Genomic DNA, 15883 nt, shown 5'->3' on the forward strand with positions numbered 1-15883 from the left:
CGGCGAGGTCTTGACAGCTTCAACGCGCCATGGATACCTTTCACCATGGAATCGTTTCTACGCGCGCGTGCGACCTCGGAGCGCTGTGAACGAGCGAGCACTCGCTGCATCGACTCGCAGTTCTCCCGAGTACCAGCTGCCGGTCAACGGCGCCTCGAAGCTCCCGTTGCGTAACTCGCCGGCCGCCATGCCGGCCCGGGGACACGCACGCAACCTCATCGCGCGAACCTCCAGGCTCATCACCCGCATCGCATGAGGGACACACGGGTGCTTCCAGTCAGTATCCGGCGAACTGTTCCCGCCGGTCTGGAGGGCCGATCTGATGCTGTTCGCCGCCGACTATCCGTTCCTGAACGTGTTCTGGACGATGATCCTGTTCTTCTTCTGGGTCGCGTGGATCTGGGTGCTGATCACGGTCTTCATCGATCTCTTCCGCCGCCACGACGCGTCCGGCTGGGTCAAGGCGCTCTGGATCGTCTTCCTGATCTTCCTGCCGTTCCTCGGCGTGCTCGTCTACGTGATCGCCAACGGTCACGGCATGACCGAGCGTCGTGTCAAGGACGTCCAGGCCGACCAGGCGCAGTTCGACGAGTACGTGCAGTCGGTCGCCGCCAAGGGCGGCGCCGCGAGCGAGATCGAGAAAGCCAAGGGCCTGCTCGACAGCGGCGCGATCACGCAGGCCGAATACGATTCGCTGAAGGCCAAGGCGCTGGCCTGACGCATCCCGCTGCCTGCCTCGGCAAGCTCGGGGCTCGCACGGCGAAGGTTCCTGGCTCCGCCGGCGCCGCCGCAACCCGGCGGCGCGGCGTCGAGCGCTCTGACCGCTGGTGCCCGGGCTCACGCTCGTATCGGCCGACCCGAGCCACGCGGCAGCACGCGTTGATGGGTCTCACCCGAGACGGGTGATGCGGGCCACCCGAGCGATCGGGGAACCTTCGCGCGTTGTCCGAGGAGCTCGACGTGACCGACGCCGCAAAGCCCGAAACGGATCCCGATTCCGCCGCCGCACGCCGGAGGTTCCTCGCCCCGCTCGCGCTTGCGCAGTTCATCTGCAGCTTCGCGGGTTCGAACATGAACGTGATGATCACCGACATCACGCACGATCTGGACACGACGGTGACCGGCGTGCAGGCGGCGATCACCCTGTTCCTGCTGATCATGGCGATCCTCATGATCCCGTGCAGCAAGCTGACCGATCGTTGGGGACGCAAGCGCTGCTTCACCGCAGGCCTGATCCTGTACGGCATCGGTGCGCTGATGAGCGCGGCCGCGCCGGGGCTCGGCGTGCTGATCCTCGGCAACTCCGTGCTGGAGGGCATCGGGACCGCCCTGCTGATCCCGCCCGTCTACATCCTCACGACGCTGCGGTTCGACGACCTCACTTCGCGCGCGCGAGCCTTCGGCGTGATCAGCGGACTGGGCGGCATCGGCGCCGCCGCCGGGCCATTGATCGGCGGGCTGATCACCACCGCGATCAGTTGGCGGGCGGCGTTCGTGTTCCAGGCGGTGGTGGTCGCGCTGATCGTCGTGCTCAGCCGCCGCGTCGAGGACCCGCTTCCAGCGGACCCGACCCGCCCGTTCGACATAGTCGGGGCGATCCTCTCGGCGGTCGGCCTGTTCTTCGTGGTGTTCGGGATCCTCCAAGCCGACACCGACCTCGCGCTGATGGCCATCCTGGTACTCGCCGGCGCGGGCTTCGTGACGGCCTTCTTCGTCTACACCCGCGCGCGTGAGCGGGCGGGCCGCGAGCCGCTGCTGTCACTGACCTTGTTCAAGAACCGCACGTCCAACCTCGGTCTGGCCACGCAGAACATCCAGTGGCTGCTGCTAATGGGCGTCTCGTTCACCGTCTCGGTGTTCCTGCAGACCGTCCGCGGCTACAACGCGATCGAGACGGGCGTGATCTTCACCGCCGCGACGCTTGGCGTCCTCGCCTCCTCCCTGGCCGCCGAGCGACTCGCCAAGCGGCGCCCGCAACGGACCCTGATCATCGCCGGCTTCGTCGTCACCGCGACCGGGATCGGCCTCCTGATCGCGCTCGTCGGCGCGTCCTCACGCGCCGTCGCCTTCGCCCCCGGGCTCCTGCTGATCGGACTCGGCCTCGGAACCATGCTGACCCCGTCGGTCAACCTCGTGCAGTCCAGCTTCTCAGAGAACCAGCAGGGTGAGATCTCGGGCCTGTCGCGCTGCATCTCCAACCTCGGCTCCTCCTTCGGCACCGCGATCGCGGGCACGATCCTCGTCTCCGACCTCGCCTCCGGGAACACCACCTACGTGATCGCGATGATCGTGCTGGTCGTCCTCGCGCTCGCCGGACTCGCCGCGGCAACGATGCTCCCACGCGGCGCCCAACTGCCGCAGATCGGCCCCGAACCTTCTGCGCCCGCCGCCCCAACGCACGCCTGAGCTGACCGGGTCTTCGTCTGCGTACGGACGCTTGAGGTCCGCGCGTCGGGGTCGCGCCCGGGGGCCCGCGGCGACTGGCGCGAGATAGCGCTCGCAATCACCGCCGACGCGACAGCGATGCTCGTCAGAATCCTCGCAATGAACGAGGACGCCCTACCGGAGCCAGGCGAAGTCTGGGTCAAGCGCAAGACTGGGGAGCGCTACGAGGTGATGTACGCGTTCCCGAAGATGGTCGGGCTTCGCCCGCTCCGCGCGGATCGGACGCGTCCCGTTCAGTTCAGGCCCAACAATCTCTTTCAGGAGTACTCGCCCGAGGACCCGCCGAACTGATGACGCGGCTCGTTTGAGGCACACGGGCGAAACGCAGACGGCCGGGCCGCTTTGGACAGTGGCTCTGCCGACCGACCACCGAGCGTCGCGGCATGATCGCGTTGGGGCTGGTGACAGGACCGGCAGTGGGCCGAGACTCGTCGAGCGGAGCGCGCCGCGAAGGCTTCAGAGCAGAAGCGCGAGGATCATGCTGAAAGCCATCGCTGCGGCGAAAACGCAACGTGAGAGCATCCGTCGTAGCCGCAGTGCCGTTGGTGCGACGGCCGGCCGCAGCCATCGAGCGGGAACCAGCCGCAATGCCGCCATTTGCAGCGGGTCCAGGCCACGATTAGATCTTCGATTCGCCTGTCGATCACATTGCTGAGCCCGCTCGGCACCGCGCAAGAATATGTGTGGGCTTCCTCAATGACGAATCGTGCAATCCGCCGCCCTATCGGTCGCTGCGAGCGATCTTCTCGGGACCGGGCGTCCGAGGGCGCATGCCCTGTCATTTACCGACGGCGTCGCAGAACTTGCGCGTGTCGGCGAGTTGCTCGTAGCGCGACACGTGGCCGTCGGTGATCGTCCAGATGTGCACGAAGCGGGCGTCGACCGGACCGGCTGCGCCTGTGCCTCCGTGCCGACCGCGGGCGATGACGCGGGCTTCGTCCAGGGCGAGGATCTCGTCCGGATCGGCAGTAAACCCTTCCACGTCCGCGAGGATCGGACCGAACACGTTCGCGACGATCTCCTCGCGGCCGTGATACACGCCTCCATACGGCATGCCCTCGGACTCGTCCCACTCAATCTCGGGCGTCATCGCCGCGAACACCGCATCGACGTCGCCTCGGGCAAAGGCGTCATAGACGCCCCGCACCTGTTCAACGCTTGGCTGAGCCACGGCTCCTCCGATCGTTCGGTGATGCTTTCGATCATCCTCCGCGCCTGCGTGGCTTCCGTCAACCTGCACGCGGCTACTTTGCGCGATGAGCGGCTCCGGGTTTCCGGGCACCGTTACGGCGTCGTGCTGACTTGGACCATCGGCGCTCAGCGGGCGTGAACGCTCTCGATGATCTCGGCGTCGATGCCTGCGGGCGGACGCCCTTGTTACGCGGTCGGCGACCGGCGGCATCGAGCAGTTGCGGCATGGTCCCTCCTTCGGACGCGTTCCGTCCAAACGTCCTCGGCGGATATGCCGTCGGGAAGCGCTACCGCACCGTCGCCGACGCATCGCATGGAATGCAGCAGTCGTGCCAGCCGACGCCTAGCTGCTCGTGCGCGTCGGCGCTCAACGGTTGTGTTCGGCGCGACGGGTTCGACTGGCGTTCGTCTCACGCCGCTCGCGCGGAGCGTCGGCGACGGCGAACGCGCCGTCGCGACGATCCCGTCGGGCCTCGCTGGGCGGACGACAGCAGCGTGGGGCTTGGGTCAGCGTGGGTCCTGCGGTTGCGGTGGGTCGCTGCGCGCGCGCAGCGCTTCGGCGTGTTCGGCGGGAGCGATCTCGATGAGGTCGGTGAGCAATTGCTCCACGCGCCGTTGGACGGGCCAGGACGGGGAGATCGCGATGATCTCATCGAGGGCGACGGTCAGGAAGTCGTCCCAGGTGGGCAGTTGCAGTTTGACTCGGGGTTGGCCGTCGGAGCCGTTGACGGTCTCCAGGGCCAGGTCGCGGGCGACGATCTGCCGCAGGAGGGTGTCGATCTCGTCGAGCGCCTGGATGGCGGTGGTCGGGTCGTTGATGCCTGGGGAGAGCGCGCGCAGGGCGATGTCGGCGAACACGCGCAGCGCCATCGTCGGGTCTTGGTCAAAGGTCCGCTCGATGCCGGTGTGCAGTGAGCGGATCACTTCGTGCGCGGCGACCGTGCCGGCGCCGTGCACGAGCGCGACCCGACCGTGCTGGTGGATCACCTTCCCGGGCTGGACGCACAGCTCGATGACCACGTCCGCGCGCTCGGCGCAGCGGACGAGGGCCGGCACGTCGATGCCCTGCAGCGTCCCGGCCCGGCGCGGCCACCGCACGTCGCCGGCGTCGTGCGCTGCAGGGGCTGCGGGACCCTCGGTCGTTTGCTCGGGGTAGACGTCATTGACGACCTCGCGGCCGCGTCTGGCAACGGCCGACAGCGTCGACGCGAGCTGGATTGACTTGAACGCACTGGCCTGGAGGGCGCGGAACATCACGAGCGCCACCAGGACGAGCACCGTGATGACGATCGGGACCAAGACGGTGGTTTGCGTGTCCTTGTCGATCGTGAAGCTGGCGGTGAAGGCGAACACGATGACGCTGGTGAAGAACGAGAAGCCGTGCCAGACGATCGGGGAGTCGCGGAACAGGTTCAGCCGCGGCGTGAACGCGGTCGCGCTGAACTGCACGACGATGAACAGCAGCGAGTAGATGATCGCGATGAAGGGCACGAACGCCGCGCCGATCGCGACGAGCACCTCGGTCACGCGGCCGCTATCGACCGTCGCGCCGACCGAGACGGTAGGCACGAGCAGGCCGAGGCCGACGGCCGCGAACACGTAGACGGCCTGCACCACCGCCGTGCGCAGGCGACGCCTGTGCAGTAGTGCGGCACCTCGGTGCATCGCCGGCTGCGCGCGGCCTTCGCCTGCCACCGGAGTGCCAGACGCGGCAGCCTGCCGGTCAGGCGGCGCACCCGGAGTCGGCTTCGGGTGAAGGCTCATCGTCGCCGCACGCGGGCCATCCTGGCGACGGCTTCATGTTCGCGGTCGATCCGGCACCAGGTGGCGGATCTCGGCGTCGCCGTCAGCGCGGACAACCCGCTCATGAGGAAGCGCCGCTTCGGCGCCATAGCGCTGCGTTGAGAAACGCTGCGGCGACCACGATCCGAGAGATCAGGAAGAGCCACAGGAGCAAGGTCGCGGCGGACCCGAGCGAGCCGTAGAGCGCGGGCGCTCTGGTCAGTTTCGGCGCGAAGTAGTAGACCGTCGCGACCTGCAACAGGGCGTGGCCGATCGCGAACAGCGCGGCGCCCGGCAGGAGCGCTCGCCAGTTCGCGTTGGCATGGGGCAGCAGCAGCGAAAGGCCGAGCCAGGTGCCGCCGGTGATCGCGAAGGAGACGGGGATGAGGAGTAGCGACAGGGCGGCGTCTTGGTGTCTGAGGTAGGTGATGCCGGTCTCGATCGCGATCATGGCGACGAGTGCCGCGGAGAAGATCGCGCCGTCGCGGGGCGCACGCGCAGGCCGTCGGAGCGGCTCCTCCCAGGCCAGCACGTGCGCGATCCGCAGCGCGCGAATAAGGCTCATCGACGCCAACAGCATCAGCGCGATGCCGATCGCCAGCAGCGCGGCGGCACCCTGATCGGACTGCCGCGTCGCCTCCGCGACCGTGCTCGCGACCGAGGCGGCGAGGCCGAGCGACTGCGCGACGCGCTCGGGCGAGGCGTCGCCGGTCGGCCGCCAAAGGCCGACCACGGCAGCAACGAACAGCGCCGCCGGCAACAGCCAGAGAAAGATCCGGAACGCGATGCCCCCGGCCAGCAGCGACCCGGCCCGGCGGCGGTCGATATCGCCTGCTTCCAGCGCCGCGTCGACCAGCGCGCTGCGCTTACGCAACTCCTCCGCGCGCCGTGCCGCCTCCTCGCGAGTCTTCATCGCGCGCCCGCCGGCCGACCGAAGCCCATCGGCGGCCGGTGCCCTCTCCGCCGGCGCGCCGAGATCGATCCGGGTCTCCGCGCCAGCCTCCGGCGACACCGGGTCGGTACGTTCGCGCGGCGCTTGGTCGGTCATCGCGCCCGCCCGCGTGCTGCTACTCGCGCGCCATCATGGCGACGGCTTCTCGCTCCAAATCGACGTAGGGCTGGCCGCTGACGTCGACGGCGACGCGGTTGATCGTGCCACCGCTGAACGCCCAGGGCGCTTCTCCGGGGTAGTCGGTGGTGACGGGGTCGCCGCTGTCGCGCCCGACGCAGAGGCCGTCGCCGCCGAGCGAGAACTTGCCCGGCTGGGTCTTGATGCGACCCTCGCCGACCTTGGTCTCGCCGTGGTAGAGCGACAGCGTGCCGACCGCCACGCCGGGCGCGTCCTCGCCGTCCTTCTCGAAGGCGGCGGACAGGATCAGGTTCTCGCCGGTGGGCAATTCGCTGTCGGCGACGATCTTCTGTTCGAGGCTGCCGACAAAGCTGTAGACGTAGTGCAGCCGGTTGTCCTTGACGTAGAGGGCGTGACCGCCGAAGCGCGAGCCGTGCGAGAACAGCACCCCGCTCGCGCCGGCCGCGCCGTTGGCGCCGCGTGCGGGGATGTCGACGCGCGCGCCGATTGCGTAGGACCGGTTACGGATGTTGACCGACTGCGACTCGGGCACATCGGCCAGCCCGGGGAAGTAGACGTAGCGGTCGCGCGGCGCCGAGAGCACCGGCCGCGTCGCGAGGATGATCTCCAGCGGGGCACGGTCGTCGAGCGGGAACGCGTCGTTGGCGCCGGCCTCGGCGTACCAGAGGTTGATCATCTCCTGCAGGCGCTCGGGCTCCTGCTCGGCGAGGTTGTGCATCTCGGACCGGTCGACGTCGGTGTGGTAGAGCTCCCACGTGTCCTGGGCGAAGTTGCTCCAGCCGCTCAGCGTCGGGTGGGTGGTGACCGCCGTCCAGCCCTGGTGCCAGATGCTGCGCGAGCCGAGCATCGAGTAAAACTGCGTCTCACGGGCGCCCGGCAGCGCTCCGGCGTCGAAGCTGTAGCGCATGCTGACGCCGTCGAAGCGGCTCTGGACATGGCCCGCGATGGTCTCGGGCGCCTCGATACCGAGCACGTCGAGGATCGTCGGGACCACGTCGATGGCGTGGTGGTACTGCTCACGGATCTCGCCGTGCGCCTCGATGCCCTGCGGCCAGGAGATGATGCACGCGTCAGACGTGCCGCCGGCGAACTCGTAGCGCTTCCACATTTTGAACGGGGTGTTGAACGCCATCGCCCAGCCGGTCGGGTAGTGGTTGAAGGTCGCCGGGCCGCCCAGCTCGTCGAGCATCGCCAGGTTCTCGTTGATGTCGCCGGCAATCCCGTTGAAGAACAGGTTCTCGTTGACCGAGCCGTTCGGGCCACCCTCGCCGCTGGCGCCGTTGTCGGAGACCACGATCACCATCGTGTTCTCGCGCTGGCCACTCTCCTCCAGGTAGTCCAGCAGCCGCCCGATCTGCTCGTCGGCATGGCCTAGGAAGCCGGCGTAGACCTCCGCCATCCGGCAGAACAGCCGCTGCTCGTCCGCTGAGAGCGAGTCCCACGGCCGCGTGTAGTCCACCGCCGGGAACGACTCGCCCTTGGGACCCGTCCGGGTCTCGGGCGTGCCGATCGGGTTGATCGGCGAGAGCTCGGTGTCCGGTGGGACCATCCCGAGCTCCTTCTGACGCGCCAGCGTCTGCTCGCGCATCGCCTCATAGCCCATGTCGAAGCGCCCCTTGAAGCGGTCGATCCACTCCTTCGGCGCGTGGTGCGGCGCGTGACAGGCACCCGGCGCGTAGTACAAAAAGAACGGCTTCTCGGGCGCCAGCACCTTCGCGTCGCGGATGAATTCCAGCGCCTTGTCGGTCAGATCCTCGGTCAGGTGATAGCCCTCCTCCGGAGAGCGCGGCGGATCGACCGGGTGCCCGTCATAGACCAGCTCGGGAAACCACTGGTTCGTCTCGCCGCCCAGGAACCCATAGAAGCGCTCAAAGCCCCGCCCCGTCGGCCAGTTGCGCCGCGTGGAGGCGAGGTTCATCTCGGCCTCCGGGCACAGATGCCACTTGCCGACCATGAACGTGTTCCAGCCCCGCTCGCCCAGGATCTGCTGGATCTGGCCGTTCTCGGGCGGGATCACGCCGCTGGCGTTCGGGAACCCGCTCGCCGCCTCGGTGACGCACGCCATGCCGTTGCGTGTGTGGTTGCGCCCGGTCAGCAGACACGAGCGCGTCGGCGAGCACAACGCCGTCGTATGCCACTGCGTGTAGCGCACCCCCGACCCGGCGATCCGGTCGATGTTCGGCGTCTCGATCGGCCCCCCATAGCACCCAATCGACGCGAACCCGACATCATCGAGCACCACGTAGATCACGCTCGGTGCCCCATCCGGCGCCTTCGGCGCCACAAACGGCGACCAATCCTGCGCCGAGTCGCGGATGTCGACGCTGATCTTGCCCCTAAACGGCACGCTCATCACGAGCTCCTTTGACGAACCGCCACGATTTCGGGCGGCGCGGCAGCGCACGGCCCGGCGGTCACATCAAACACTCATCGATGCAGCGGCAGCCCGCATCACCCCGAACGGGTGACAGCGTCGCCGACCGCAGCGAACGGCCGGGTATCCGAAGGCTGGTGCCGGCCGCTATGCGCCGTCCGACGCTTCAGAGCTCGCGCCGGACTCCACCTGTCGCCGACGCCACGGCCAGGCACCGTCGAGCTCCACTTCCAGCGAGAAGCTCAGGAACGTGCGGATCACGACGATGACGCCGAGAACGGCGACGCTCTCGAACGTCGGATCGACGATGATCGTCTCGACGATGTCAGCGACGATCAGCACCTCCAGACCCAGCAAGATGCAGCGGCCCAGGTCACGGCGCAGATCGGGATAGGCCTCCTTGCGCGTCTCGGCGCGCCGGACGCGCAGCACGAAGGCGACGAACGAGCCAAGTCCGCCGAACACCATGATTCCCGCGCCAACGGCCTCGACGACCCTGACGGCGTCCGAGATCCTCTCCTCGAACGTCACGGCAGGGTCCCCGTCGGCGCACCCTCGCACCCACCGACTCGCGTGCCAGCCAGCACTCCCGCGTGTGGCAGTTTCATCACCCCCGCGAGCTGCGAGTTGGTAAGGGCAGGACGAACGGGCGTGTTGGTGGCCATGGCCCAGTCTCTCACCACGCCCGCGCTCGAGCATCGTGCGCGCATGTGTCCCACCACCCTGCAGCCTCGTCGCCGAGTTGCTGTTTGGAGGCGAGGCTGGCTTGTAAATCAACGGCTCGGCGTGGAAAAATGCCTGCAGCGGTCTCCACGGCTGTCGCGGGTCGACGCGGAGCCAACCCCCTCCGCGGTCGGTGCCAGTGCCCTGGGGAGGGCGGCGCCTGCTCAAGTTGCGATTTTCACTCCTCAGGGGCGGCGGCCGACCGCCGGCGGCCCGACACGCTGTCGCGTAAGTAAGTCGGTCGCGGCGTCGTCGGCGAAATCGGCGAGGCGCCAGAGGCCGTTCTAACGGCCCGCGAGCCGGCGTCGAGGGAAATCAGTCGCGCCGAAACGGGCCTGCGGATCGCCTGTGGGGCTTATGCGACAGCCTCAGGCGCATGCGCCAGCCCCGGCTCCGGCCGCATCCACTGTCGCAACGGACGACAACCAGCGGTCCCGGAGGCGTACGCGCTTACTGCTGCAATGCGCGAGGAGCGATAGCAGCGAGATGGTCCGCTCGGACGACGCACTCGAGCTGCGCCGACTACGACCGGGCGCTTCGCGCCAGACGTTCGCGGCAGCGCCCGGCGCGGTCTGCGACCAGGTCCGCGAGCGTGGCGGGCAGTGGGCGGGCGAGGGCGGTCACCTGTGGCTCGCGAGCGGCGTCAGCGAATGCGTCGGGCGCTCGCTGCGCGAGATCGTCGGCCCGCGCAGAAAGTTCCTCGGCGTCGACTCGCAGCTCGCGGGCGACGCGCGGCCACGGGTTCTGCCACAGCTCGACGGGATAGTCGCCGCCGAGCTTCATGGCGAACCGCAGCCGGCGCACGTGCGCCTCCGGGTACGGCAACGCGGACGCGATGTCATACAGCGGAGCTAGCCGCACCTGGTCGCCGGCGAGCAGCAGCGAGTAGTTCTTCGCGTGCGCGTTGGTGCCGGTGATCAACCAGTTCCAGATCAGCGCGTCGGCGAAACGGCGGACGGCGAGCTCGGCTTCCCGCGCTGGCATCGCGTCTCGGAACAAGGCCGCGATCCTCTCGACACCCGGACCGCCTTCGTTCTCGTACTTGCGATCGGGCGACACCGACAGCGCCTGGCACAGATCCTCTTGATGGACGCGCACGACGCCGCCATCTCTTTCGACACGGTCATAGCGGGTGACAACGACGGCCGTCTCATCCCGAAAGCGCGAGACGGCCGTGCGCGCCGCGATCAAGCCCGCTCGGCGGGCCGCGTCCAGGCACAGGTGCTCGTTGAGGCCATGGTCGTCGAGGCCGGCGACGGCGGGCTTGAGGATGTGCGTCGTCGGCGTCGCCCCGGACGGCACGCCCCAGCGCCCGCCGCTCCGCAGCAGCGCCGTCTTCGCCTGCGCGCCCGCGAGGCTGAACTGCCCGGTGAAGTCCCTCCCCAGCCAGGCTGTGGCGTCCTCCTTGAGCTCGCGCAGGCGTGCCGCGACGTCGTGCTCGTCCAGCCATGTCACAGCACCCGACCGCGCGAGCACCCGGTCGAGATCATCCGGCTTCGCAAAGCGCACGGCGCCGGCGCAGTCCTCGCCGACCGGAGTGGACAGCATCGAGAGCGGCGAGGCGGCCGATGCGTGAAACTGGCGCGCCCAGCGCCGCAGCACCGCCTCGTTGTCCGGCAACAGGCCCCACAGCCACGGCACCACCACACCGCTCGCGTGCGAACGCACCTGAACCGGCATCGACAACGACAACGGCGTTCCCGCACCGTAGTCGTCCTCATAGTCGAAGCGCGGCCGGCCGCCGCGCAGGCGCGTGAGCGTTCCGGCGACGCTGTCGCCCAGGATCACCGCCAGCTCGCTCACGGACGCTCGTAATCGTCCAGCAGCTCGTCGAGGTCGACGGCTGCGCCGCGCGGCGGGCCGTCCTCGCGGTCGCCGATCTGAAGCTCAAGGTCGAGCGCGTCCACGATGGCGAGGACGAGGCGCAGCTCAGCCGCCGGCTTGCCTGACTCGAAGGCGTTGACCCACGCGCGCGAGACGTGCGCGCGCGCAGCAAGCTGCGCCTGGCTGAGCCCGAGCTCCTGGCGACGCCCACGGACTGCGGCGGCGAGATCGTGCAGCGAGCCAATGCGAGTCGCCATCGGTGTAACCGTACGTCGACATCAGGGATGTGTCAACGTACGCCGACAAATTCATCACGTCAGCGTACGTCGACATGCATATCGTGTCAACGAACGTCGACACGACTCGAACGCCGGTGCGTCGTCAGACCGGAGATGGCCGGTCAGCCGATTCGTTCAGCGACGATGAGCAGCGTCGTGTGCGGCGTGTTGTCGGCCGAGTTGCCGATGTAGATGGTGTACTCCCCGGGCTTGGTCACGAAGCTCTGGGCGGTGTAGTCCCAGACGCCAAAGGGGTGGTTCGTCGCCATGGGGTCGACGGTGATCGTCACCGACTCCGACGCGCCCGGCTCCACGAAGACCTTCTGGAAGGCGACGAGGCGCTTCGGGGGCTGACCCGCCTCCGGCACGCCGAGATACACCTGCACCACCTCCGCGCCGGAAACGGGGCCCGTGTTGGTCACCGACGCGGTCACGGTCACCGGGGCATTCGCGCCGTCGGGTGCACTCACCGACACGTCGGCGATCTCGAAGGTGGTGTAGGAGAGCCCGAACCCGAAGCCGAACAGCGGCTCGATGCCCTGCGCCTGAAACCAGCGGTACCCCATCTCCAGCCCTTCGGAGTACCGGATCACCGGGTAGCCGGCTTCCTCGACGGTGCCCGGGTAACGCTCGGGCCGGCCGGCGTAGAGGGTGTCGTCCTCGACCCTCGGGTAGGTCGTCGGCACCTTGCCCGAGGGGTTCACGACGCCGAACAGCAGATCGGCGACGACGTGTCCGTCCTCGGCCCCCTGGTTCCAGGCTTCCAGCACCGCCGGGGCCTTGTCGATCCACGGCATCAGCACCGGGTTGCTGTCCTTGAGTACCACGACCGTGGCCGGGTTGATGCCCAGTAACTCGTCCAGCATCCGGTTCTGGTCGTTGAGCATGTTGGGGTCGCGCTGATCGGCGCCCTCGGTGGCGATCAGGCCGGCCATCAGCACGACGACATCGGCCGTCTCGGCCGCACGCTTTGCGTCGTCGAGGTTGGAGAGATCGTCGGCGACCGTCACCTTGGTCACGGTCGCGGAGGACTCGAGGTCGCGCAGCACGTCGCGCATGCCGTCCAGCGGGGTCACCGTGTACAAGGGGTCGACCTTGGACGAGCCGCCACCACCCAGGCAGGCCTCGTCGACGAACGCGGACTGACCGATGAGTGCGATCGCCCCGGCGTCCTTGTCAAGCGGCAGCACGGCCCGGTCGTTCTTGAGCAGGACGGCGATTTGGGAGCCGATCTCGCGGGATACGGCGCCGTGGGCGCGGGCGTCGATCTCGCCAGGCGCATACGGCCGCTCGAACTGCCCGAACCGGAACATCTGGGTGAAGCGACGGACGAGCGCTCTGTCGACGGTCTCGATCTCGAGGCTCGTGTCCTGGAGCGCGGCCTTGACGTTCGTCTCGTTGAGCCACTTGGCGTCCGGCATCTCGTGATCCAAGCCGGCGTTGATTGCCGGCGCGCACGAGCGGCACGACCAGAAGTCAGACTGCACGTAGCCCTCGAAGCCCCACTCGGTCCGCAGGATGTCGGTCAGCGTGTGCCGATACTCGGTCGCGTACACGCCCCGCACGCGGTTGTAGGCGCTCATGATCGCCGCGACCCCGGCGTCCTTGACCAGCATCTCGAACGGCAACAGGTACAGCTCCCGCAGGACGTGCTCGTCCACCTCGATGTCGACCCGGAACCGCTCGTACTCCTGGTCGTTGACCACGTAATGCTTGCCCATCGCGATCACGTCGTGCGCCTGGATGGCCCTGGTCACCGCGACCCCCATCGAGCCGGACAGGTACGGGTCCTCGGAGAAGTACTCGAAGTTGCGGCCGGCGATCGTGGTGCGATGCAGGCACACGCCGGGGCCCTCCAAGACGTGTTGGCCCAGCGTCGCCGTCTCTGAGCCGATGACGTCCCCGTAGCGGCGCGCCAGCTCGACGTCGAAGCCGGCGGCGAGGGCGATCGTCATCGGCAACGACGTCGCGCGCGGGCTCGGCATCCCGTCACCCCTACCCACTCCCACCGGCCCGTTGGTGATCCGGAAGCGCGGGATCCCCAGCTCCTCGATCGCCGCCACGTGCCGCTCGACCTGGAACTGGTCGGTGAGCTCCTCGAGATCGGTTTCAGCCAGGGCGGAATAGATGTCGATCGTCTCCATGGCGCCATGGAGCTGAGCGATCTTCTGCTCCAGCGTCATTGCCTCGACAAGCTGCTCGGCCCGCTCTCGGGGTGACATGAGAGATGCCCTCCTAGGTCCGTTCGCTGAGGTTCGCCTGACGCTCTGGGTCGAACTGCCCGGCGACGGCATCGAGCGCGCCGATCAGGCGCGGGACGGTCTCACCCAGCCGCTGATAGGTCGCCACCAGCCCCGGGGTGCATTGCGCTGTGCGCGGGACGATGGCCGAGCCGCAGCAGTCGCGCTCGATCTTCGGATTCCGATCGCGCGGCTGCGCCGGATGAGTGAACCCTCGTGCGCCGCGTAAGGTCCGTCGCGAGCGGCTGCACCGGCGCTCGCAGCCCATCCGCCTGCCGGGCGCGCTCGCCGAGCGCGGCGTCCTGGAGATCTGGCGCGACTCGCTTGCGGTCTTGCTGTCGCCGAACTGCTCGGCCTCTCGGCCGAGTCGATCTCTCTCGTCCTCGCCGCCAGACGCCTCACTCACCCACGAAACGAGGAGCGAGCCGGCTTCGCCGCCCGCGACTAAGCCTGGTCGAATGACCGCACAGATGCGATCGAGCGCGCTCGATCGCCCGGATGCGAACAAAACACCGAAAATCGCCGCCCTCGCGCCACGCACCAGTTCTCGTCCGATCGGCTCAAATTGGACCCCGAGGGTCCATTTGGATCCCGTGAGGCCTATGTACCACTTCCGCGAACTACGTCATTTGCAGGACTTTTTAGTCGGGGAGACAGGATTTGAACCTGCGGCCACCCGGCCCTCAGCCAAGGCGATTCCGACGCTGTCCGCTGGTTTTCGCGGCGCTGCGCCGTGCCTAGGGGCGTTTGGTTGCTCCGAGTTGGCCTCAATTTGGACCCCGGAATGGACCCCGTCAGCATTCTCGCATTCTTCCGCGCTGGAAGTCGGGGCCGCCGGAGGAGGGGTGTTCTGGCGCCCGCGGCTGTCGCTGCCCGACACCGATTGCAACGGGGGCGCCGGGACCGCACGAGATGGCTCTCGCAATCACGCGCAAAGCGCAAGCGGCGTGGCCAGCCCGACTCGCGAGTGCGCCGCCGCTGCCTGGCATGGAAAGCGACGTGCGATTCGTCCGGCGCTGGTGGGTGGCGGCTGGGACGCCATCCCGGCGCGCCGAGAGCAGCGTTCACGAGTCGGTCTGCCTCGGCGTTCAGCTCCCGGGGCACCCAGCTGATGCGAAAGCTCTTGAACTGAGCGACGAGGCCTCGCGCCTGTTTGTGTAGCTCACCGAGATGTGCTTTTCGCACGGCCGAGACACCATTGACTTGGTCAACCACGATCTCAGAGTCCATGTAAACCCGGATTTGCTGGACCCCGTACCCGCGCGCGAGCTTCAATCCCTCGATCAACGCTTGGTACTCCGCGACGTTGTGGGTGGCAGGGCCGATTGCCTTCGAGATCTGAGCCACGGTCTCCAAACGGCGCGTTCGCAACAGCGCACCAATCGCCGCGCGGCCCCAATGGGTCCCCGCGGTTGCCGCCATCAGCGTTGAGAAGGTAGTACCCGCGCTTCGTGCCGGCCAGCTCTGTGGCTTCGGCCTCAGGCGTCTCCGGCTCGGCCCGGGGCGTCTCGGGCTCGGACTCCGGCGTCTCCGGCTCGGATTCCGGCGTCTCGCCGAGCAGGATGCGGCGCACAAAGTCCGAGCGCTTCTCGCGAGGCAGACGCGGCTCCGACGTCCACGCGCCGTCGGTGATCTCGCGCGTAGCGAGGAGGTGAGCGGCCTTCTCGGCGGGCGGCCACTCGCGCCAGGGCGCCTGGCGAGATTTTCTCGGCCCGGTCATCGGCGGTCATCGTACGCCGCCACCGAGCGCGAGCCTCCGGCGCGAATGCGCAAGATTGGACTTCTGAGGGCGTCCGAAACACTGCCCGCGGGGCGTCCGCTTCGGACGAGGAGGTCGCCGGGTCCGCAGACCATCACTAGCGCTTTGCGCGAATTGCGGCTGCTCGCAATGGCGGCCGCGCGTCAGAGCACCCTCGCGTTCCTGTCGCGAAGCTAG

Annotated in this window: 14 protein-coding genes; 4 read left to right on the forward strand and 10 right to left on the reverse strand. The window is 68.2% G+C overall.

The genetic code is table 11. From position 1 onward, the window contains the following. The first annotated feature begins 322 nt into the window (after positions 1-322). From OM076_RS27705 to OM076_RS27715, 3 genes are all read left to right on the forward strand, one after another. Entirely contained in the window at positions 323-718 is a 396-nt protein-coding gene (locus OM076_RS27705) for an SHOCT domain-containing protein (protein ID WP_270043360.1), read from the forward strand. A gap of 242 nt (positions 719-960) precedes the next feature. Continuing rightward, positions 961-2406 (forward strand): MFS transporter, encoded by a 1446-nt coding sequence (locus OM076_RS27710; RefSeq protein ID WP_270043361.1) that lies wholly within the window; start codon positions 961-963, stop codon positions 2404-2406. 138 nt (positions 2407-2544) lie between these two features. Beyond that, a complete protein-coding gene (locus tag OM076_RS27715; RefSeq protein ID WP_270043362.1) occupies positions 2545-2736 on the forward strand; it encodes a hypothetical protein in 192 nt (63 codons plus the stop codon). A 487-nt stretch (positions 2737-3223) separates the two neighbouring features. Here the strand turns inward: OM076_RS27715 and OM076_RS27720 are convergent, their stop codons facing one another. Then, the gene (locus OM076_RS27720) at positions 3224-3616 is read right to left on the reverse strand and encodes a nuclear transport factor 2 family protein (protein ID WP_270043363.1); all 393 of its coding nucleotides are present in this window, start codon (positions 3614-3616) and stop codon (positions 3224-3226) included. Positions 3617-3637: 21 nt separating this feature from the next. Between OM076_RS27720 and OM076_RS27725 the strand changes: the two genes are divergently transcribed. Further along, positions 3638-3775 carry a hypothetical protein gene (locus OM076_RS27725; RefSeq protein ID WP_270043364.1) on the forward strand — a complete coding sequence of 46 codons (138 nt, stop codon included), beginning with the start codon at positions 3638-3640 and terminating at the stop codon, positions 3773-3775. 368 nt (positions 3776-4143) lie between these two features. On the opposite strand, the gene OM076_RS27730 is transcribed toward OM076_RS27725, so the two are convergent. The 9 genes from OM076_RS27730 to OM076_RS46930 all read right to left on the reverse strand — a co-directional run bounded on the left by OM076_RS27730 (position 4144) and on the right by OM076_RS46930 (position 15369). Continuing rightward, on the reverse strand, positions 4144-5301 hold the full coding sequence (locus tag OM076_RS27730) for a DUF2254 family protein (RefSeq protein ID WP_270043365.1): 1158 nt from the start codon (positions 5299-5301) through the stop codon (positions 4144-4146). A gap of 199 nt (positions 5302-5500) precedes the next feature. Next, a complete protein-coding gene (locus OM076_RS27735; protein WP_270043366.1) occupies positions 5501-6466 on the reverse strand; it encodes a YhjD/YihY/BrkB family envelope integrity protein in 966 nt (321 codons plus the stop codon). Positions 6467-6485: 19 nt separating this feature from the next. Next, on the reverse strand, positions 6486-8861 hold the full coding sequence (locus OM076_RS27740) for an arylsulfatase (protein WP_270043367.1): 2376 nt from the start codon (positions 8859-8861) through the stop codon (positions 6486-6488). 168 nt (positions 8862-9029) lie between these two features. After that, complete coding sequence (locus tag OM076_RS27745) at positions 9030-9413, reverse strand: DUF1622 domain-containing protein (RefSeq protein ID WP_270043368.1); 384 nt, start codon at positions 9411-9413, stop codon at positions 9030-9032. Between the two features lie 714 nt (positions 9414-10127). Further along, positions 10128-11408: a type II toxin-antitoxin system HipA family toxin gene (locus OM076_RS27750; RefSeq protein ID WP_270043369.1), complete on the reverse strand. Its 1281-nt coding sequence runs from the start codon at positions 11406-11408 to the stop codon at positions 10128-10130. Further along, positions 11405-11686 carry a helix-turn-helix domain-containing protein gene (locus tag OM076_RS27755; protein WP_270043370.1) on the reverse strand — a complete coding sequence of 94 codons (282 nt, stop codon included), beginning with the start codon at positions 11684-11686 and terminating at the stop codon, positions 11405-11407. Before OM076_RS27755 ends, OM076_RS27750 begins: the two co-directional genes overlap by 4 nt. Positions 11687-11829: 143 nt before the next feature. Next, the gene (locus tag OM076_RS27760; protein ID WP_270043371.1) at positions 11830-13929 is read right to left on the reverse strand and encodes a beta-glucosidase family protein; all 2100 of its coding nucleotides are present in this window, start codon (positions 13927-13929) and stop codon (positions 11830-11832) included. A gap of 13 nt (positions 13930-13942) precedes the next feature. Beyond that, positions 13943-14488, reverse strand: a complete 546-nt coding sequence (locus OM076_RS27765; protein WP_270043372.1) for a hypothetical protein — start codon at positions 14486-14488, stop codon at positions 13943-13945. Between the two features lie 59 nt (positions 14489-14547). Continuing rightward, complete coding sequence (locus tag OM076_RS46930) at positions 14548-15369, reverse strand: ribonuclease HI family protein (RefSeq protein ID WP_372518084.1); 822 nt, start codon at positions 15367-15369, stop codon at positions 14548-14550. Between the last annotated feature and the right edge of the window lie 514 nt (positions 15370-15883).

This window comes from Solirubrobacter ginsenosidimutans (assembly GCF_027587205.1).